This window comes from Desulfoluna sp. HI9BLuna (assembly GCF_056829775.1).
The window spans coordinates 4,159,456-4,178,313 of the sequence record NZ_CP186555.1 but is presented as its reverse complement, the minus strand read 5'-3'; the positions used below and the strand labels follow the sequence as shown (position 1 = coordinate 4,178,313).

Sequence of the window (18,858 nt, the reverse complement as noted above, 5' to 3'; positions counted from 1 at the left end):
TCCCCTCCCACCGCATGGACTCTCTATTCACCATTTACCATTCACGACTCACTCTCACTGTTCACTCTTTACAAAAAAAGGCCCCGGAATCTCTCCCGGGGCCTTTTCATATCACACGTCATGGGACGCATTGCCGAGAAAAGGCGCGCCCTCAGGTATCATCATTTGAAAAAGAGTTTCATGATGTCGCTGTAAAAAACGTACACCATAAGGGAGAGCAGGAGAAACATCCCGGCCTGGCTGGCCGTCTCACGGATCCTGTCGTTCACCGGTTTTCCGGTGATCCACTCAATGGTAAAAAAGAGAAGATGCCCCCCGTCCAGTACCGGAATGGGCAAAAAGTTGAGAATGGCCAGGTTGATGCTGATAAAAGCGATAAAAGAGATCAGGGAAGAGAGCCCCACACGGGCCTGGTCCCCGGCCATCTTAGCGATGATGATGGGGCCGCCCAGATCAGCGGGAATGCTGCCCTTCACCATCTTCACAAGACCCACCACCATGAGCTTTCCAAGGAACCAGGTCTTGGCAACCCCTTCGGTGATGCAGCCGAAAAATCCGAGTCGCTTGTTTACCACCTCGTAATACGGAGCGATACCGATGCGCCAGGCGCCCTCTTTGCCGTCGAGCTGCTCCGGCGTTAGGCTTACGGTAAGCTCTTTGCCATCCCTTAAAACCCGCAGCGTGACAGCCTTGCCCTTGCTCCCCGTAATGGCCGTTACCACATCGGTCCACACTGAAAGGGGGGTGTCATCCACGGCAAGGAGCCGGTCTTTGACCTTAAGGCCTGCCTTTTCGGCAGGTGACTCACTCTGGATCCCTCCGATAATGGGATCCTGGACAGGACCGATGCCCACGGCCCAGGAGGGGACCTCCTCTCCGAACAGGTTCCGGGAGGTGGATGCCTCTGGGGTGAGCTCCACGGTGCGGGTATCTCCGGCTCGCTCGTAGGTCAGGAAAAGGGGCTTTCCGCTGCTGGATTCTATGGCCTCCACCACATCGCTCCAGAGGGTCACGGGCTCATCGCCCACCTCTGTGAGCCGGTCGCCATAGGCCAGACCAGCCCGGGACGCCGGGGTATCCGCCACCACCTGGCCCACCACCGGGGCAAGGCCGTTGACCCCGTGCACCCCAAAAAGGCCCGTGTAAATCACCACAGCCAGCACCAGGTTAAAGACCGGCCCTGCGGCCACGATGAGCATCCGCTGCCACACCGCCTTGTGGGTAAAGGAGAGGTGCCGCTGCTCGTCAGTAATCTCAGCGTCGGGTTCCTCCCCCACCATCTTGACGTATCCCCCTAAGGGAATGGCAGAGACCAGGTACTCGGTCATGCCCACCTTGCGGCCAAAGATCCGGGGGCCGAAGCCCAGGGAGAACTTTTCCACCCCCACGCCGAACAGGCGGGCCACAAGAAAGTGCCCCAGTTCGTGGAAAAAGACGAGAACGCCCAATACAATGATGATGGAAAAAAGGTTGGTCGTCATGAATTGTCCTGCATGGTTGATGCCGCTAAGGGCAAATAAATTCGGTTGCTTTACGCCGGGCCCAGGCATCGGCCTCCTGAACATGGTCCAGGGCGGGCCGGGTGACCACGGGGTGGGCATCCATGGTTGCTTCGATAATGCGGGGAATGTCGAGAAAACCGATGCGCTCTTCAAGAAAAGAGGCCACAGCCACTTCGTTGGCGGCATTTAGAACCGTCGGCATCGTCCCGCCAGCACCTGCCGCCTCAAAGGCGAGCTTCAGGCATCGGAACTTCGAAAAGTCAGGTGCTTCAAAGGTCAGGGCGGCAAGGGCTGCAAAATCCGGGGGATCCATGCCGATGTCCATGCGGCTGGGATAATTCAAGGCATAGGCGATGGCACCCTTCATGTCCGGCTGCCCCAACTGGGCCATCACCACCCCGTCCACATAGGCCACCATGGAATGTACAATACTCTGGGGATGGACCACAACCTCAATCCGCTGGGCCTCCACATCAAAAAGATGATGGGCTTCAATAACTTCCAGGCCCTTGTTCATGAGGGTGGCCGAATCGATGGTGATCTTTTTGCCCATGCTCCAGGTGGGGTGATTCAAAGCCTGGGCCAGGGAAATATCCCCCATGGCGTCCCTGGGTGTGCCTCGAAACGGCCCTCCTGAGGCCGTGAGGATCAGCTTACTCACCTCCCTGGGGTTCTCACCGTTCAGGCACTGAAAAATGGCGCTGTGCTCGCTGTCCACCGGAAGGATGGGCACGCCCTTTTCAGCGGCCAGGGGCATGACCAGATCCCCTGCCGTCACCAGGGTCTCCTTGTTGGCCAGGGCCACGGCCTTTCCGGCCTCAATGGCTGCAAGGGTAGGCACAAGGCCTGCGGCCCCCACAAAGGCGGAAACCACCATGGAGACACCGTCGCAGGAAGCGGCCGCCTTGTACCCGCTCTCCCCGAAGAGAAGTTCTGTGGCGCACGAAGGCGGAAGAAGCGCCTTGAGGCGGTCCCGGTGGGCCTCGTCGATGACGCAGGCAAGCTCCGGCGAGAACTCAAGGATCTGCTCCGCCAACAGCTCCACGCTGGTGGCGGCGCACAGGGTTTTTACCGCAAAGCGGTCCGGATACATCCGGACAATCTCGAGGACGTTTTTTCCAATGGACCCGGTAGATCCCAGCAGGGTCAGGTATTTCATGGGACTCCCCTTCAGGCGCCAAGCACCATAAAGAAATAGAACAGAGGCGCCGCGAAGAGAAGGGCGTCGATACGATCGAGCAGGCCGCCGTGGCCCGGAATGAGCTGACCGGAATCCTTGAGGCCGGACGAACGTTTCAGGGACGACTCAAACAGATCGCCCAGAGGCCCCACAGCCCCGGCCAGGGGAAAGAGCAACAAACAGGCAAACCAGCCCAGTTCGGGGACGAAAAGAGCCTTCATGACAAACCCGGCCACCAGGGCCCCGGCCATGCCGCCCATGAACCCCTCCACGGTTTTGCCCGGGCTTACGGCCGGACAGAGCTTGCGCTTGCCGAAGAAGGTCCCTGCGTAAAAGGCGCCGGTATCGCAGGCAGCCACGGTCACAAGCAGGGTAAAGATCCACATCACCCCGTGCTCGGGGTCCAGGCGAAGTCGCATCACGGCAGCCAGCATCATGGGAATGTACAAAAGGCCGAAGATGTGGGTCAAAAGGTGTTTGACCACCTTGGGATCGGTCTCGAACCGGGAGAGAAGGAAAAAGCCGCCCAAGGGGATGTTGAGGAACATCACACCCAAAAGGGCGCCCCAGGGGTTGGACATGCCATGGGCCAAAGCCACCATGACAAGGGAGGAGCCGTACCCGAGGAGGGGAAGGGCATCGAACCGGTCGGCTGTATCGTCCACCAGGGGGTAGTACTCGGACAGGGCGATCACGGCCACGGCCATGATGAGAAGTGTGAAGAGCAGGGCCCCGCCTTTTAAGATAAAAAGCCAAAGCAGGGGAATCGCGACAACCGCTGAAAGAATCCGTTTCAGGTGCATGGGTTTCACATCCTTTTTAATACAGCAAAAGGGAGACCGGTCCCGCCGCATGCGGCAGCCGATACTCCCTTCGGGTACCCACGTTGTTCACTCTCGACTCAGGACTGAAGCACCTTTCCATAGCGGCGCTCACGCGCCTGGAAATCCTTGAGAATGGAAGCAAACTCCGATTCATTAAAATCGGGCCAAAGGGTCTCGGTAAAAAATATCTCGCTGTAGGCGCACTGCCAGAGCAAAAAGTTGCTGAGGCGCATCTCCCCGCTGGTACGAATCACCAGGTCGGGATCGGGGATACCGCGGGTAAACAGATGCTGTGACACCATCTCTTCATCCACATCGGCGGCCCGGAGACGCCCCTGGCTCACCTCGTCGGCGATGCCCTGCACCGCCGCCACCAGCTCGGAACGGCTGCCGTAGCTCAGGGCCAGACAGAGGGTCAGGCGCTCGTTGTGACGCGTTGCCTCCATGGCCAGGTCGAGCTCGCGCCGCACCTCCTCCGGCAGGCGATGAAGCTCACCGATGGCCGTCAAGCGGACGCCGTTTTTGACGAGCTGCGCTTTCTCGTTTCGAAGAAACCGCGTGAGGAGCCCCATAAGGGCATCCACCTCTTTTTTCGGCCGCTGCCAGTTTTCCGTGGAAAACGCATAGAGGGTCAGGTAGGGGATGCCGAACTTCGTGCAGCTCTCCACCACCGTACGAACCGCGCCCGCGCCCTTTTCATGGCCCTTGACACGGTTCATCACCCGCTTTTTGGCCCACCTGCCGTTGCCGTCCATGATAAAGGCGACATGCTCGGGCAGCTGGTCTGCTGACAGTCCGTCGGGAAGCTCTCGTTCCATCAAACCTCGAGAATCTCTTTTTCTTTGTCTTTGTAAACCGCGTCGATCTTGCCCACAAAATCATCGGTGACCTTCTGGACCTGATCCTGGGCCTTGAACTGATCGTCCTCGGAGATCTCCCCGTCCTTCTTCAGGCTTTTCAGGGTCTCGTTGGAATCGCGCCGGATATTTCGGACCGCCACCTTGTGGTCTTCACAGGTCTTGTGCACAAGCTTAACGATCTCTTTACGCCGCTCCTCGGTGAGGGGGGGCACGGAGATGCGAATCAGCTTGCCGTCGCTGGAGGGGGTCAGGCCGATGTTTGCTTTGAGGATGCCCTTTTCGATCTCTTTGAGGGCTGTAGCATCCCAGGGCTGAATGACGAGCAGGCGAGGTTCCGGAACAGAGACGGAAGCCATCTGGTTCAGGGGGGTCAGGGTACCGTAATAGTCCACCTTCACGCTGTCGAGCATATTGGCCGAGGCGCGACCGGTGCGAACACGTCCCATCTCTTTTTCAAGAGCGTCCATGGTTTTGCCCATTCTCTCACTGGTCTCTTCGAGAAGCGCGTTGATCATATCGTCACCTTTCCTGTCTTCATTAAGATTAGATTAGATGGTTGTAAAATCAGGTATGGCAAGGGGGGGGATAAAAAGGGATCAAAGACCGGTCAGAGCTCAGGTCCGGTGCCTCCCCCTGAAACAGAAAAAGATCAGGCCCGCGTATCGCGAACCTGATCTCATTCATACCCGTAAGATCATCAGTTGTCAATCAGGGTGCCTACATCCTTGGCCCCGGTGACCACTTTGAAAATATTTCCCTTGCCGGAGAGATTGAACACCGACAAGGGCAGGTTGTTGTCCATGGCAAGGGAGATGGCAGTCATGTCCATGACATTGAGCTGCTTCTCCAAGACTTCCATGTACTTGATCCGGGGGAAGAACGTGGCGTCCTTCTCCTTGACAGGATCTTTGTCGTAGATGCCGTCCACCTTGGTGGCCTTCATCAGGAGTTCCGCATGGATCTCCTGGGCGCGAAGCACCGCCGCCGTGTCGGTGGTGAAGTAGGGACTGCCCGTCCCTGCGGCGAAAATCACGGCGCGTCCCTTCTCCAGGTGGCGAACCGCCCGACGGAGAATAAAGGGTTCGGCCACCTCATGCATGCTGATGGCGGACTGGACCCTGGTGGGAATGCCGATCTTTTCAAGGGCACCGGAAAGGGCGATGCTGTTGATGACGGTGGCCAGCATCCCCATATGGTCGGCAGGTGCCCTGTCCATGCCGTAGGAGCTTGCGGCGATACCCCGAAAGATATTACCGCCGCCAACGACAATGGCCACCTCAACGCCCAGCTCATGAATCGACTTCACCTCTTCGGCGACGTATTTCATCATGTCGGGGCTGATACCGAAGCTCTGATCACCCATCAGAGCTTCACCACTTAATTTAAGAAGAACACGCTTGAAGGCAGGCTTCGCCGCTGTCATCTACTCTCCTAACTGGTAACGGACGAAACGGCGGATACGGATGTTCTCGCCCATTTTGCCGATAACCTCTTTTGTATAGTCCTCAATGGTGATCTGGGGATTCTTTACGTAAGCCTGGCTCATGAGGCAGGAATCCTTGTAGAACTTCTGGACCTGACCTTCAACGATCTTGTCCACGATGTTCTCAGGCTTGCCCTGCTCAAGGGCGCGCTCACGGTAAATTTCCCGCTCCTTGGCTACAACGTCTTCGGAAATGTCCTCAGGGGCAAGACCGGCAGGGTTGACGGCTGCAATGTGCATGGCGATGTCTTTGGCGAAGGCCTGGAAGTCTTCGTTTTTGGCAACGAAGTCAGTTTCGCAGTTGATCTCAACCATAACACCGATTTTGCCGCCCATGTGGATGTAGCTCATGACGGTGCCTTCGGAAGTGGCTCGGGCGGAACGCTTAGCAGCGGCTGCCAGGCCTTTTTTCCGGAGGAAGTCGAGGGCCTTGGCCACATCGCCGTCGCTCTCCTTCAGGGCTTTTTTGCAATCCATGATTCCGGAGCCGGTCTTTTCACGAAGTTCTTTTACCATTGCTGCGCTGATTTCTGCCATGACTACTCTCCTGCATTATCGGCCGCGGCGTCTGCTGCCGGGGCATCATTCTCGGTTTTCTTACGGATCACTTCAACCACGGGCCCTTCTGCGTCACCTGCAGCGGCCTCGGCAACAGCTGCTGCCTTGGTTTCCACTTCGTCGTTGCCTTTGTCGCTTGCGGCAGCACGCTTTTCGTTGAAGCGCTTGCGGCCTTCGATGCAGGCATCGGCAAGGCGGGAGGTGATCAGACGAATGGAGCGGATGGCATCATCGTTACCGGGGATCACGTAATCGATGGGATCCGGGTCACAGTTGGTATCCACAAGAGCAACGATGGGAATGTTGAGACGCTGAGCTTCCTTGACGGCGATGCTCTCTTTCTTGGGGTCCACGATGACGATGGCACCGGGAAGGCCGTTCATGAAGCTGATACCGCCGATAACGGCTTCCAGCTTGTCGCGCTCTTTACCGAGCTTGAGGCGCTCTTTTTTGGTGTAGCTCTCAATGGTTCCGTCGTTCTGGATCTCATTGAGCTTGTTGAGGCGCTCGATGCTGGTTTTAACGGTCTGGAAGTTGGTGAGCATGCCGCCGAGCCAGCGGTTCTGCACGTAGAACATCTCAGCGCGGTTGGCTTCTTCGTAAATGGCTTCTCGGGCCTGCTTCTTGGTGCCCACGAAAAGTACGGACTTTCCGGCAGCGGCCACATCAGCGACGAAGTCGTAGGCGTTCTTGAACATCCCGACGGACTTCTGAAGGTTGATGATGTAGATACCGTTGCGGGCGCCGAAAATATACGGCTTCATCTTCGGGTTCCAGCGTTTGGTCTGGTGACCGAAATGGCATCCGGCTTCGAGAAGCTCTTTCATGCTTACGTAAGACATATCCTTACTCCTTTGGTTTTTCCACCGCCCCCGTCATCCCCGGAATCAACTCGCCCCGATAAAACGGGGAAAGAACCTGATACGGGTCGGAAGGCGTGTGTCATTAAAATGCATCTGCCCGTGAATCGGGCAAATTAAACAAAAGCGGCTGTTGACGCCGCTTGAAAATTGGCACCCCGGAGGGCACGCTCGGACCGTCGGGCGCAAAAATGCGCCTCGATCGATAAATCCTAACATTCATAACAGGTCCAGAGACGCATGACAAGGGCAATCCAACCAGCCATCAAAAAACCCCGGCATCGACCAGCGAGAACCCAACAGATATACAAGGAAGACCGCCCCTCCAGAACACGGAAGACCGGAAAAATGACGCCGCGCCTGCGGCATGGGAAAAGAAAGAAAAGACAACTGCCCAGATTTAAAAGGCCTCCGGCGGGACCACAAAAAAAAAACCCTCTGGAAAGCATAACAAACAGACCTTAGCCAAGCGTTTCCATACCCCGCCGAAACAACGCCGACACCCTCAAAGCCGCACAGAGACATCAAGCCTTGCGACGAGCCCGCACCGCCCTGTTGTTGCCTGCGTAGTCATCAAAAAAGCGAATGGAATCAAAAATTCCTTCCGCCTCAAGGAGCCCGCGAACCGCCTCGCGCTGATCCCAGCCCATTTCAAGGAGAAGCCATCCACCAGGTTTCAGGTGCGTTCGACACCCGGAGATAATCAGGGAGAGATCCCGCAAACCGTCGGCATCGCCGTCCAGGGCCAGGCGAGGCTCAAAAACCGCCACTTCCGGCTCCAGCAGATCGATATCCGCCGTGGGAATATAGGGAGGATTGGAGACCACCACATCAAACAGCGGAGCCTCGACAAAGGGAGCGAACCAGACGCCCTGAATAAAGGAAACGCGACCTTCCAGATCGTTACGCCGGGCATTTTCCCGAGCCACACCAAGAGCCGTTGTGGAACGGTCCGTTGCCAAAACCGTGTGCTCGGGACACGCCTTGGCAAGGGAAAGAGCAATGGCACCGGACCCTGTTCCCAGATCCACAACGCGCTGCACTCCCTTATCCCCACCCTGCAAAACCTCCAGAGTCGCTTCCACCAGGGTTTCGGTATCGGGCCGAGGCACCAGCACCCCCGGGGCGACCGTCAAATCGAGATCCCAGAACCCGGTCTCACCCATGATATAGGCAATGGGCTCCCGCTCCAGCCGCCTCCGGACAAGAATTTCGTACCCCTTCTTCAGCGACGCCGAAGCAGGGTCGTCTTTTCTCAACAAAAGACCGGCACGCCCCACCTTGAGATGATGCATCATCAAAAGGTCCGCGGCAAGCTTCGGGGAATCCACACCGGCATCTTCAAAAAGACGGGCAGCCTCCGCCAACACCTGGGCGATGGTGGCAGAGGTTTCAAACAGCAAATCAGAGGGTTTGTTCATTTTGGAGGGCCTGGGCCTGGGCGTGGGTTCTAAGGGATGCGATGATCTCTTCGATATCCCCTTCCATGATGGCATCCAGTCGGTAGAGGGTCAGCCCGATGCGATGATCGGTCATGCGACCCTGGGGAAAGTTGTAGGTACGGATACGCTCACTGCGGTCCCCGCTGCCGATCTGGCCCTTCCTGGCGGCGGAACGTTCGGCTTCCGTCTCCTGGATCATCTTATCCAGAATACGGGACCGAAGCACCTTCATGGCCTTGTCCTTGTTCTTGTGCTGGGACTTTTCATCCTGGCAGGTGGCTGTGATACCCGTGGGAAGGTGCGTAATACGGACCGCGGAGTCCGTGGTGTTGACGCTCTGACCGCCAGGGCCGGAGGATCTGAAAATATCGATACGCAGTTCATTGGGCTCGATCTTCAGCTCCACATCTTCCGCCTCGGGAAGCACCGCCACGGTCACGGCAGAGGTATGGATACGCCCCTGGGTCTCCGTAGCGGGAACGCGCTGAACCCTGTGAACCCCGCTCTCATACTTGAACGAGCTGTAAGCGCCCTTGCCGTTCACCTGGAAGACGACTTCCTTGTAGCCGCCCACATCGGATCCGTGGGAGTCCATGACCTCCACACCCCAACCCCGACCTTCGGCATATCGGGTGTACATCTTGAACAGGTCCCCGGCAAACAGTGAGGACTCGTCCCCGCCGGTACCGGCGCGAAGCTCCACGATGACACTCTTCTCATCCAGAGGATCCTTGGGAACCAGGAGAATCTTAATCTCCCCTTCCATCTCCTCCACCTGAGTTTCCAGGGGGCCGATCTCTTCTGCAGCCATCTCTTTCATATCGGGATCGTCGTCGTTGAGAAGCTCCCGGGCTTCCTCAAGCTCAGCCACAACCTTCTTGTACCGACGATACGCTTCCACCAGCTTGGTGATCTCACCGTGCTCTTTGATGTACTTCTGATACTGAACCCGATCGCTGACCACAGCGGGATCGCTGAGAAGCTGCTCCAGTTTTATGAACCGGTCTTCCACACCTTCGAGTTTACCAAACATTATCTTGCCTGCCCCATTACCCCTTTGTCATGCGCCACCGGCACACAAAGGGAAGTGTTCGCACCGTCGTTGCCCGGACCCGCCGTCCGGACGACAAAAAGGGAAATCGTAAAAACCGATTCCCCTTCTTCTCCCAAGCCATACGGTCTTGATTTCGTCGCGATACTTACTTGCCAACCTTGCTGGCATCGAAGTTTGCGAATTTCTTACGGAAACGATCGATACGACCAGCCGTATCCACAAGCTTCTGCTTACCGGTGAAGAACGGATGGCAGCTTGAGCAGATTTCCACCTTGATCTCTTCGCGGGTAGAACCCACGGTCATGACGTTGCCGCATGCGCAGGTGGCAGTGGCTGCTTTGTATTCGGGATGAATGCCCTTTTTCATGAGGTAAAACTCCTTAAAAGATAAATATATGAAAACATACCACCTGAGGGGAACCCCGAAGGGCCGCCTTACGCTGCCGATGATAGGCAGCGGTGGTATCATGAATTCATGGAATCAAGAAACTCCATATTATCCTTAGTTCCGCTAATCTTGTCAAGCAAAAAGCCCATGCTGTCCACGGTGTTGAGGGATGCCAAAAGCTTGCGCAGGATCCAGATCCTGTCGAGCTGGCCCTTCTCAACCAGAAGCTCCTCTTTTCGGGTACCGGACTTTTTGATGTCAATGGCAGGGAACATGCGGCGATCAGCCAGCTTGCGATCAAGAACCAGCTCCATGTTGCCGGTTCCTTTGAATTCCTCGAAGATCACCTCGTCCATACGGCTGCCCGTATCGATAAGCGCCGTGGCGATGATGGTAAGGCTGCCGCCCTCTTCCACGTTTCGGGCCGCGCCGAAGAAACGCTTGGGACGGTGCAGGGCGTTGGAGTCCACACCACCGGAGAGGATCTTGCCCGACGGAGGCATCACCGAGTTGTAAGCACGGGCCAGACGGGTGATACTGTCCAGAAGGATCACGACATCTTTTTTGTGCTCCACAAGGCGTTTGGCCTTCTCGATAACCATCTCAGCCACCTGAACGTGACGTTCGGCGGGCTCGTCAAAGGTCGAGCTGATGACTTCAGCCTTGACGGAGCGAGCCATGTCGGTCACTTCCTCGGGCCGTTCGTCAATAAGAAGGATAAAGGGAACAATATTGGGATGGCTTTTGATCATGCTGTTGGCGATGGTCTGCAGGATCATGGTTTTACCGGAACGGGGAGGGGAGACGATGAGCCCCCTCTGACCAAAGCCGATGGGAGCCATGAGTTCGATGATGCGGGTGGAGTAGTTGTCCTTGTCGTTCTCCAGCTGAACCTTTACTTCGGGGTAAAGGGGCGTGAGGTTGTCAAAAAAGATCTTTTCACGCGCCACATCGGGGTCTTCATAGTTGACCGCCTGCACCTTCAGGAGGGCGAAGTAGCGTTCAGACTCCTTGGGCTGGCGAATCTGACCGGAAACCGTGTCCCCGGTCTTGAGGTTGAATCTGCGAATCTGAGAAGGGGAAACGTAGATATCATCGGGCCCGGGCAGGTAGTTGCAATCCGGAGACCGAAGAAAACCGAACCCGTCGGGAAGCACCTCCAGGGTACCCTCCCCGTAAATCTGACCCTCCCGCTCAATCTGGGCCTGGAGCAGCATAAAAATGAGCTCCTGCTTGGGAAGACCGCCGGCACCCTCTATATTGAGACTCCGCGCCATCTTGGCCAGCTCTTCAATCCGCATCGCTTTCAATTCAACAATGTTCATCAACAGTTTCCCCACATGTTTATATGCTCATCCAGAACAACAATCAGCGTCGTCCCAATCCGTATTGATTCGGTGCAATAATACCCACTCCTTCCGTATTACCCGCAATGGAAAACATAAAAAGGCCCCTTCGGAAGGCACATCGTGCCACACAGGTCACCTGTGAGGCCGGGATGTGTTACAGATTTTTTACCATGATTTCTGTAAGGTGAGTGTCTGTTCTGCAGGTCCTATAAGGATCATGACGTTGGTAATAACAAAAAGAGCGGTTTTATTGGTTAGATACAATCCCGCGCGCGGCATGTCAAGGACTTATAAATGGGCACCTCATTTTTTTACAATTTTTTCAAACACCTTATAAAATGCCCCTTTCAATTCGGAAAGCCCCCGCATATTTTCAATCACCAGATCAGCCCGATCCCGCTTGTCGCCATCCGGCAACTGAAGATCCAGAAGCCGCAGGGCCTCCGCCTCGGCAACGCCATCCCGCTCCATCAACCGGGCGCACTGGGTGGCGCGATCCACCCCCACATGGAGGGTCACATCAAACATGGCTTCAAGGTTCAATTCGAAAAGCAGGGGCACCTCGCACACAGCCATCACCGCCCCCGACGCCTCCTCCCTTTCAAGAAACACCTTCATCAGGCGAATGACCTCGGGCTGCACAATGGACTCCAAAACGCGTCGCGCTTCAGGGTCGGAAATCAACTTCCGCCTCAACGCGGGGCGATCCAGGCCGCCGTCCGCCCCGACCACACCGTCACCAAACCAGGCCACCACCGCATCAAACCCCGGACTTCCCGGGCTCACGGCTTCCCGCGCCAGCTCATCGGCAATGGACACCGCCACACCCTTTTCCCTGAACAGGCGACATACCGTCGTTTTTCCGGAGGCAGCCCCCCCGGTCAACCCAACCTTGACCATCCCCGCATCATCCTTCCACCCGGCGCCAGCGCGTCGGGCCATCAATCAGAGCCCGAAAGGCGCCCCAATACGTCAAAAAAAACCTCGCAACACCCCACACCACAGGGAACTCTCTGCGCAACACCACACCCAGGACGTCATTGAAAATTCGCCCTGAATCAGCCCCCATCCTCCCATACAATGTATCCCTCCCCTTGACAAGCCACCTACATTCTATTACTTAAACTTTTTTGATGATTATGTAAAAAATAATCGAAGAATGGATTCCTCAATCAGACTCAGCCGCCGAAAGGCGTTGCCGTTTTTCAAACCATTGGCTAATAATTCGTACCGGCCAGGCGAGGAACCCCTTCTTTGCACCCCGCACGGACCAAAGGAGACAGGGCCGCGAAGCAACGACTCTGTCCACCCAAAATTGTATATGGTTATCGTTTACCCCTTTAACTGAAAGGATTTTCGCATGAACATCTTATTTTTCGGCCCCAACGGAAGCGGAAAAGGCACCCAGGGATCCATCCTCAAGGACAAGTACAATGCTGCCCACATCGAGTCCGGCGCCATCTTCCGCGAGAACATCAAGGGCGGTACTGAACTCGGCAAAAAAGCAAAAAGCTACATCGACGCCGGTGACCTCGTACCCGATGACATCACCATCCCCATGATCCTTGATCGCCTCAAGCAGGACGACTGCGCCAACGGCTGGCTCCTGGACGGGTTCCCCAGAAACAAGGTGCAGGCCGAAAAACTCGATGAATCCCTCAAGGCCGCCGGCATGGAACTCAACTACGTGGTTGAGATTGTCCTGGACCGAGAGATTGCCAAGCTCCGCATCACCGGCCGACGCCTCTGCGAAAACGACCCCAACCACCCCAACAACATCGGCATCGAAGCCATCAAGCCCAATGGCGACAAATGCCGCGTCTGCGGCGGAGCCCTCACCTCCCGCGCCGACGACCAGGATGACGCAGCCATCGACAAACGCCACTCCATCTACTACAACGAAGTGGACGGCACCCTGGCTGCGGCCTACTACTTCAAAGATGTTGCCGCCAAGAGCGATGCCACCAAGTACATCACCCTGGCCGGTGAAAAAGACATGAAGTCCGTCACCGACGAACTCATCTCCAAGCTGTAGGATACGCAAACGGCCCTGGGCCGAGGCTTTCAGACAGCAAGACACCGAAAAGGTGATGGCAGGATTTTTTTCTTGCCATCACCTTTTTTTTGTTTTATCCTTACAGGAGTTTACTTTTTAATAGTATACAGACTAACCATCACGCCGAACGCAAGAGATCACCGGCCTCTGATGTTGAGAAAGGGGCGATATATTTGAAGGAAATCGAAGTTAAAGTACTCGATAACGATCTCGAAAAAGCCATGCGTATTCTGAAGAAAAAAATTCAGAACGACGGCCTTTTCAAGCGGCTGAAGCTCAAGAAGAGCTACGAAAAGCCGAGCGAATTCCGACGCCGCAAGCAGCGCGAAGCGCAGCGTCGACAGAGGATTGCCAGTGCCCGCAACCGCTAAGGCCTGACAGTTTCCTGTATCGCTATCGATTCTTTTTCAAAAGGCCCGGCTTAGGCATTTTCTGCATTTAGCCGGGTTTTTTGTATTGGCAGACCACCAACATCTTCAGAGTAACATCCACCATGACAATGCAATCCGACTACGAGCGCTGTCTCGACACCATGTACAAACTCGGCCGCTTCGGCATCATCCTGGGCCTGGACACCATGAAAGGGATCCTTGAACGCCTGGACAACCCGGAGAAAAAATTCACCGTCATCCATGTGGCGGGCACCAACGGCAAGGGTTCCGTGGCGTCTTATCTATCTCGGATCCTGACCCTTTCCGGCTACCGTACCGGCCTGTATACATCTCCTCACCTCGTCCGGTTCAACGAACGCATCGTGGTGGACGGCGAGATGGTCACCGATGCAGACGTTGTGGCCAGCTACAACCGGGTGGAAGCCGCCAATGTCGGAGAACGCTCCGGTACCTTCTTTGAGCTGACCACAGCCATGGCCTTTGATCTCTTCGCCGAAAAAGGGGTGGAGGTGGCCATCATCGAAACGGGCATGGGCGGCCGACTGGACGCCACCAACATCGTCACCCCGGCCCTGTCGGTCATCACCAACGTCTCTCTGGAGCACAAGGACCACCTGGGCGACACCATCGCCAAAATTGCCTACGAAAAAGCAGGGATCATCAAGCAGGGCATCCCCGCCATCGTGGGCGTGCGCCAGGCCAGCGCCATCGGCGTGGTGGAAGAGACCGCCCGGGAGCTGGACGCCCCCGTGATCCGCCTGGGCCGGGACATCCACACCCGACGCTCCGACAAGGGTTTTAGCTGCCGTTGCAGCGGCATCTCCATCAGCGACCTCACCACCTCCCTGCTCGGCAGGCACCAGGTGGATAACGCCGCCCTTGCCGTGGCAGCCTGTGCCACCTTGAGAAAAGGAGACACATTCCGCATCGCTGACGAGACCATTCGCCAGGGCCTGGCCACCACCCCCTGGCCCGGACGCCTTGAGCGAGTCGCCGGCAACCCGGAGACCATCATTGACGGGGCGCACAACCCTGCAGCCATAAAAGTCCTCGTCCAGTACCTTGAAGACGAGCAGCGGGGCCGGGACATCACCCTGGTCACAGGCATCCTCGACGACAAAGCCTATCCCAAGATGTTTGCCAACCTGCTGCCCTTCTGCAGGCGCGTCATCCTCGTCAAGGCCAAAACCGACCGAAGCATCGACCCGGAAGCCATGCGGGCCGCTGCGTCCAAATACGTCCGCGACGTCTCGGTGATCCCCGACATCGCGCAGGCCATCCAGTCCGCCCGCTCCACAGCCCGGCAGGACGAACTGGTCCTCGTGGCAGGATCCCTCTACGTGGCCGGAGAAGCCCGGGCCGCCCTCACGAGCCGGTAAGCCTTATCAAGGCCGAGCCTGAACGACTGCCTCTCGCACCAAAACCAAAAAAGGACACCCCGCCTGGGGGTGTCCTTTTTTTTATGACTGCCATGCGCGCCTTCTACGGGCACAGAATAGCGCGATCAGTGAAACCTTGTCGCCACTCAAGTACCCGAGGCCGCATCGTATGCCGCCCGGACCAGGGAATCGGGGACCTCAAGGAGAGAGGCGATGCGCTGCAACAGGGCCGCCTGACCGGACACATACCCCATTGCCTGGGCCGCACGATGGGCCGACTCAAGGAGCATCCGTTTCTCGGCGTTGGCAAGATACGGAGCGATACGCTTCAGGCGCTCTCCCAGGGCATCGGGGTCGGCTTCATAACGACGCGTTTCCAGAGCCATGGCATCGGCATCCATAACAACCCCAGTCACGTCCTCAATGAACTGGGAGTCAACGGCTCCTTTCAAGCAGCCCTTCTCCCCGTGGGCATCCATCATCGCCAGCACCACAGCCAAAAGCGCGGGCTTCAACCCGTCACGGGTCACCGTGGGGCTATGGGCTGTCACATCCCGGTCAAAGACCCCGCCGCACCGAAGGCAGCGCACCAGGCCGGCATCTTCGGAACGTGTGCGCACAGGCATCCCCAGCAGCCGGATCACCGTAAGGGTCTCCATGGACTGACACTCTGAGGTCTGGCGGCATCCCGGGCAGTAAAACTCACCCAGGGGCGTATACCTGTATCCTGTGCTGCGCCCAAACAAGCCCATCACCTGCGTCGCCTCCCTTTGCCAGCCTCTACCCCGGTTCGCTTCAAGAGCTCGGCCACCTCCCCTTGCGAGAGATGGCGCCACTGTCCGGGCTTCAACTGCCCCAGCCGGATATTGGCCATGCGCACACGCTTCAGGGTCACCACCTCATGGCCCACGCTTTGCGCCATGCGCCGGATCTGGCGATTCTTACCCTCTTTGAGCACAATGGTGTAACGGTCCCTGTCCTCCCGACGAATCCTGCAGGGCCGGGTCATGCCTTCCTTCAGGCGTATCCCCTTTTCCATGCGGGACAGCTCCGAGGACGAAATCTCGGCTGACACCCGCACCCGGTACTCTTTTTCATGGTCAAAGGAGGGGTGGGAGAGCCGGTGATGAATCCTGCCGTCGTTGGTGAGGATAAGGAGCCCCGACGAATCCCGGTCCAGACGCCCCACGGGGAACACCCGCTCCGGCACATCCACCAGGTCCGTAACCACCCTGGCATCCCCATGGTTGCAGGAGGTGATCACCCCCACGGGCTTGTGCAGGGCAAGGTAGACCCGTTTTTCTTCGGTGCGAACCGCCTGGCCCTTCACGCAGACCCGGTCCTTTGCCGGATCCACCCGGGACCCCAGCTCCGTCACCACCCGGTCGTTCACGGTCACTGCCCCCTCCTTGATCAGGGTTTCGGCAGCCCGCCTGGAACAGACCCCTGCATGGGCCAGGTATTTCTGGAGGCGCACCCCCTCAATCTCAGTCACAACCCCTTCTCCTTCCAAAGAGCGGTTGAATCCGCTCCGTTTCTTCTATATACCTATGGCGATCACCGGGCCGCTTTCCGGCCCAAAAAATCGGGGCCGCGCCTTCACTGCGGCGCGCCCCTTACCCTATGTACAGGAAACCTCTGAAATGTTCAATCAAACCGACACCCACGGGGAGTGCCCCGAATGCGGAAGCCCCCTTGAGGTGCAGCGGTCATGAACCCGCGTCACCTTTCGTTGCAGGTCCTGCAACACAAGCTATCGCCCCGAACGGCTCAAGGAACTCATCGACGAAGCCTTTGAACGGAAAATGGCCTGCGTGCCCATCAACCGCATCTGATATGGAAACCACCTTCAAACTGACCATCGGATACCACGGAACGCCCTACGCCGGCTGGCAGATCCAACCCGACCAGCCCACGGTGCAGGAGGCGATCCAAAAGGCCCTGACGCGCATGGTCACCCGACCCGTCACCGTCATCGCCTCAGGCCGCACGGACGCCGGCGTCCATGCCGTGGCCCAGGTGGCCCATTTCAAGGCAGACACCGCCATATCCGCTGAAAAGTTCCAGGACGCCCTCAACAGCATGCTCCCGGAGACCATCACCATCCACGCATGCGAAAAGGTAGAAGACACCTTCCACGCCCGGTTCAACGCCCGGCGCAAGCGCTACACCTACCGCATCATCAACCGCCCGGTGGCACCGGCCGTAAGCGCCGACACCTTCTGGCACATCCGGAATCCCCTGGATATACCGGCCATGCAGCAGGCGGCAGCATGCCTTGCGGGCACCCATGATTTCAAAGCCTTCGAAGGCACGGGCAGCCCCCGGGCCACCACCGTGCGCACCCTCTTTGAGGCCTGCGTCCACGACCACGGTCAGGGGCTTATCACCCTCACCTTCTGCGGCAGCGGCTTTTTAAAATTCATGGTGCGGAACCTGGTGGGCACCTTGGTGGATGTGGGACTCTCCCGCACCACCCCGGACGGATTCAGGGAAATCCTTGCATCCTGCAACAGACAACACGCCGGTGCCACCGCCCCTTCCCGGGGCCTGTTCCTCGTATCCGTGGTGTATGAAGACACGCCCCACACACCGAGAGAGTTCACCGACTCCCCCCTCTACCCCGCCGGCCTCTGGCTCGGCCCCTGTTAGGAGAACCATTCATGACAACACATATCAAAGGGGTCGTCTTCGACCTGGACGGCACCCTCATCGACTCACTGGAAGAGATCGCCACCGCCACCAACCGCACCCTGGCGGCCTTCGGCTACCCCACCCACCCCGAAGACGCCTTCAAATACTTTGCAGGCCACGGGGCCCGGGTCCTGGTGGAGCGGGCCGCCCCCAAAGAGGTCACAGCCGACCCCGACAAGTTCGAGCCCCTGCTGGAGCGATTCCTCTCCATCTACCACAAGCTCACCGGCACCATCGCCCATCCCTACGATGGGATCCCCGAGCTCCTCACCGCCCTTGCGGATAAAGGCATCAAACTCTTTGTCCTCACCAACAAGCCCCACGAATCCGCCGGGGAGTGCGTCGCCGACATCATGCCCCGCTGGACCTTTGACCAGGTCCTGGGCGCCCGGGAAAGCGTCCCCAGAAAGCCCGACCCCGCAGGGGCCCTGGAGATCCTTGAGACCACCGGCATCAAAGGCGAGGAGATGCTCTACCTGGGCGACACCGCCGTGGACATGAAAACCGCCGTGGGCGCCGGCATGGTCCCCGTGGGCGTCCTCTGGGGCTTCCGCGAACAAAAAGAGCTCGAAGAGAGCGGCGCCAAACACCTCATCAACCACCCCCTGGAGCTGCTCGACCTGCTGTAAAAACAAAACAGACAAAAGCGATGCCTCCGGCGGCCAGGGGCTAAGCCCCTGGACCCCAGGTTCGCGAATGCTCTTTCGCCTTCGTGCCTCAGGCTCATCACATTCGCTGACGGGCTGACGCCCGTGGCTTACAAATAAAGAAGGGAGATCACGTCACAGCGACGTGGTCTCCCTTTTTTTTATCCGTCACCCCACGTTTTCCCACGGG

The 18,858-nt window shown here is 57.6% G+C and carries 20 protein-coding genes and 1 pseudogene; 6 read left to right on the top strand and 15 right to left on the bottom strand.

Going from position 1 to position 18,858, the window contains the following annotated elements; genetic code table 11:
- Nucleotides 1-161 precede the first annotated feature (161 nt).
- The 13 genes from rseP to coaE all read right to left on the bottom strand — a co-directional run bounded on the left by rseP (nt 162) and on the right by coaE (nt 12,400).
- Nucleotides 162-1,481 (bottom strand): RIP metalloprotease RseP, encoded by a 1,320-nt coding sequence (gene rseP, locus ACOYW0_RS16920; RefSeq protein WP_482414990.1) that lies wholly within the window; start codon nt 1,479-1,481, stop codon nt 162-164.
- Between the two features lie 25 nt (nt 1,482-1,506).
- Nucleotides 1,507-2,661: a 1-deoxy-D-xylulose-5-phosphate reductoisomerase gene (locus ACOYW0_RS16915; RefSeq protein WP_482414989.1), complete on the bottom strand. Its 1,155-nt coding sequence runs from the start codon at nt 2,659-2,661 to the stop codon at nt 1,507-1,509.
- 11 nt (nt 2,662-2,672) lie between these two features.
- Nucleotides 2,673-3,485 (bottom strand): phosphatidate cytidylyltransferase, encoded by an 813-nt coding sequence (locus ACOYW0_RS16910; RefSeq protein WP_482414988.1) that lies wholly within the window; start codon nt 3,483-3,485, stop codon nt 2,673-2,675.
- Nucleotides 3,486-3,583: 98 nt separating this feature from the next.
- Nucleotides 3,584-4,324 (bottom strand): isoprenyl transferase, encoded by a 741-nt coding sequence (locus ACOYW0_RS16905; RefSeq protein WP_482414987.1) that lies wholly within the window; start codon nt 4,322-4,324, stop codon nt 3,584-3,586.
- Entirely contained in the window at nt 4,324-4,881 is a 558-nt protein-coding gene (frr, locus tag ACOYW0_RS16900) for a ribosome recycling factor (protein WP_180136889.1), read from the bottom strand. Before frr ends, ACOYW0_RS16905 begins: the two co-directional genes overlap by 1 nt.
- A 182-nt stretch (nt 4,882-5,063) precedes the next feature.
- Complete coding sequence (pyrH, locus tag ACOYW0_RS16895) at nt 5,064-5,789, bottom strand: UMP kinase (protein WP_180136890.1); 726 nt, start codon at nt 5,787-5,789, stop codon at nt 5,064-5,066.
- Nucleotides 5,790-6,386, bottom strand: a complete 597-nt coding sequence (tsf, locus tag ACOYW0_RS16890) for a translation elongation factor Ts (protein WP_180136891.1) — start codon at nt 6,384-6,386, stop codon at nt 5,790-5,792.
- Between the two features lie 2 nt (nt 6,387-6,388).
- Nucleotides 6,389-7,249: a 30S ribosomal protein S2 gene (rpsB, locus tag ACOYW0_RS16885; RefSeq protein ID WP_180136892.1), complete on the bottom strand. Its 861-nt coding sequence runs from the start codon at nt 7,247-7,249 to the stop codon at nt 6,389-6,391.
- 542 nt (nt 7,250-7,791) lie between these two features.
- Nucleotides 7,792-8,688: a peptide chain release factor N(5)-glutamine methyltransferase gene (gene prmC, locus ACOYW0_RS16880; protein WP_482414986.1), complete on the bottom strand. Its 897-nt coding sequence runs from the start codon at nt 8,686-8,688 to the stop codon at nt 7,792-7,794.
- A complete protein-coding gene (gene prfA / locus ACOYW0_RS16875; protein ID WP_482414985.1) occupies nt 8,672-9,742 on the bottom strand; it encodes a peptide chain release factor 1 in 1,071 nt (356 codons plus the stop codon). Before prfA ends, prmC begins: the two co-directional genes overlap by 17 nt.
- 166 nt (nt 9,743-9,908) lie before the next feature.
- The gene (gene rpmE, locus ACOYW0_RS16870) at nt 9,909-10,130 is read right to left on the bottom strand and encodes a 50S ribosomal protein L31 (protein WP_180136895.1); all 222 of its coding nucleotides are present in this window, start codon (nt 10,128-10,130) and stop codon (nt 9,909-9,911) included.
- A 98-nt stretch (nt 10,131-10,228) separates the two neighbouring features.
- Nucleotides 10,229-11,476, bottom strand: a complete 1,248-nt coding sequence (gene rho, locus ACOYW0_RS16865) for a transcription termination factor Rho (RefSeq protein ID WP_180136896.1) — start codon at nt 11,474-11,476, stop codon at nt 10,229-10,231.
- A 327-nt stretch (nt 11,477-11,803) separates the two neighbouring features.
- Complete coding sequence (gene coaE / locus ACOYW0_RS16860) at nt 11,804-12,400, bottom strand: dephospho-CoA kinase (RefSeq protein WP_482414984.1); 597 nt, start codon at nt 12,398-12,400, stop codon at nt 11,804-11,806.
- A 460-nt stretch (nt 12,401-12,860) separates the two neighbouring features.
- On the opposite strand from coaE, the gene ACOYW0_RS16855 reads away from it, so the two are divergent.
- The 3 genes from ACOYW0_RS16855 to ACOYW0_RS16845 all read left to right on the top strand — a co-directional run bounded on the left by ACOYW0_RS16855 (nt 12,861) and on the right by ACOYW0_RS16845 (nt 15,327).
- On the top strand, nt 12,861-13,535 hold the full coding sequence (locus tag ACOYW0_RS16855) for an adenylate kinase (protein ID WP_180136898.1): 675 nt from the start codon (nt 12,861-12,863) through the stop codon (nt 13,533-13,535).
- Nucleotides 13,536-13,729: 194 nt separating this feature from the next.
- On the top strand, nt 13,730-13,927 hold the full coding sequence (gene rpsU / locus ACOYW0_RS16850; RefSeq protein ID WP_092207517.1) for a 30S ribosomal protein S21: 198 nt from the start codon (nt 13,730-13,732) through the stop codon (nt 13,925-13,927).
- 122 nt (nt 13,928-14,049) lie between these two features.
- A complete protein-coding gene (locus ACOYW0_RS16845) occupies nt 14,050-15,327 on the top strand; it encodes a bifunctional folylpolyglutamate synthase/dihydrofolate synthase (protein WP_482414983.1) in 1,278 nt (425 codons plus the stop codon).
- Between the two features lie 146 nt (nt 15,328-15,473).
- Here ACOYW0_RS16845 and ACOYW0_RS16840 read toward each other — a convergent pair whose 3' ends face one another.
- Entirely contained in the window at nt 15,474-16,082 is a 609-nt protein-coding gene (locus tag ACOYW0_RS16840) for a hypothetical protein (protein WP_482414982.1), read from the bottom strand.
- Complete coding sequence (locus tag ACOYW0_RS16835; RefSeq protein ID WP_482414981.1) at nt 16,079-16,822, bottom strand: pseudouridine synthase; 744 nt, start codon at nt 16,820-16,822, stop codon at nt 16,079-16,081. Before ACOYW0_RS16835 ends, ACOYW0_RS16840 begins: the two co-directional genes overlap by 4 nt.
- A gap of 232 nt (nt 16,823-17,054) precedes the next feature.
- On the opposite strand from ACOYW0_RS16835, the pseudogene ACOYW0_RS16830 reads away from it, so the two are divergent.
- The 3 genes and pseudogenes from ACOYW0_RS16830 to ACOYW0_RS16820 form a co-directional block, all read left to right on the top strand.
- A pseudogene (locus ACOYW0_RS16830) lies at nt 17,055-17,162 on the top strand (dual CXXC motif small (seleno)protein); the annotation flags it as partial.
- Nucleotide 17,163: 1 nt separating this feature from the next.
- Entirely contained in the window at nt 17,164-17,979 is an 816-nt protein-coding gene (gene truA, locus ACOYW0_RS16825) for a tRNA pseudouridine(38-40) synthase TruA (protein WP_482414980.1), read from the top strand.
- An 11-nt stretch (nt 17,980-17,990) separates the two neighbouring features.
- Nucleotides 17,991-18,650, top strand: coding sequence for an HAD family hydrolase (locus ACOYW0_RS16820; RefSeq protein ID WP_482414979.1), 660 nt, complete (start codon nt 17,991-17,993; stop codon nt 18,648-18,650).
- Nucleotides 18,651-18,858 lie beyond the last annotated feature (208 nt).

What these genes read in the sequence shown, in the direction of transcription:
- rseP (WP_482414990.1), bottom strand. Translation starts at nt 1,481, where the DNA reads ATGACGACCAACCTTTTTTCCATCATCATTGTATTGGGCGTTCTCGTC.
- ACOYW0_RS16915 (WP_482414989.1), bottom strand. Translation starts at nt 2,661, where the DNA reads ATGAAATACCTGACCCTGCTGGGATCTACCGGGTCCATTGGAAAAAAC.
- ACOYW0_RS16910 (WP_482414988.1), bottom strand. Translation starts at nt 3,485, where the DNA reads ATGCACCTGAAACGGATTCTTTCAGCGGTTGTCGCGATTCCCCTGCTT.
- ACOYW0_RS16905 (WP_482414987.1), bottom strand. Translation starts at nt 4,324, where the DNA reads ATGGAACGAGAGCTTCCCGACGGACTGTCAGCAGACCAGCTGCCCGAG.
- frr (WP_180136889.1), bottom strand. Translation starts at nt 4,881, where the DNA reads ATGATCAACGCGCTTCTCGAAGAGACCAGTGAGAGAATGGGCAAAACC.
- pyrH (WP_180136890.1), bottom strand. Translation starts at nt 5,789, where the DNA reads ATGACAGCGGCGAAGCCTGCCTTCAAGCGTGTTCTTCTTAAATTAAGT.
- tsf (WP_180136891.1), bottom strand. Translation starts at nt 6,386, where the DNA reads ATGGCAGAAATCAGCGCAGCAATGGTAAAAGAACTTCGTGAAAAGACC.
- rpsB (WP_180136892.1), bottom strand. Translation starts at nt 7,249, where the DNA reads ATGTCTTACGTAAGCATGAAAGAGCTTCTCGAAGCCGGATGCCATTTC.
- prmC (WP_482414986.1), bottom strand. Translation starts at nt 8,688, where the DNA reads ATGAACAAACCCTCTGATTTGCTGTTTGAAACCTCTGCCACCATCGCC.
- prfA (WP_482414985.1), bottom strand. Translation starts at nt 9,742, where the DNA reads ATGTTTGGTAAACTCGAAGGTGTGGAAGACCGGTTCATAAAACTGGAG.
- rpmE (WP_180136895.1), bottom strand. Translation starts at nt 10,130, where the DNA reads ATGAAAAAGGGCATTCATCCCGAATACAAAGCAGCCACTGCCACCTGC.
- rho (WP_180136896.1), bottom strand. Translation starts at nt 11,476, where the DNA reads ATGAACATTGTTGAATTGAAAGCGATGCGGATTGAAGAGCTGGCCAAG.
- coaE (WP_482414984.1), bottom strand. Translation starts at nt 12,400, where the DNA reads ATGGTCAAGGTTGGGTTGACCGGGGGGGCTGCCTCCGGAAAAACGACG.
- ACOYW0_RS16855 (WP_180136898.1), top strand. Translation starts at nt 12,861, where the DNA reads ATGAACATCTTATTTTTCGGCCCCAACGGAAGCGGAAAAGGCACCCAG.
- ACOYW0_RS16845 (WP_482414983.1), top strand. Translation starts at nt 14,050, where the DNA reads ATGACAATGCAATCCGACTACGAGCGCTGTCTCGACACCATGTACAAA.
- truA (WP_482414980.1), top strand. Translation starts at nt 17,164, where the DNA reads ATGGAAACCACCTTCAAACTGACCATCGGATACCACGGAACGCCCTAC.
- ACOYW0_RS16820 (WP_482414979.1), top strand. Translation starts at nt 17,991, where the DNA reads ATGACAACACATATCAAAGGGGTCGTCTTCGACCTGGACGGCACCCTC.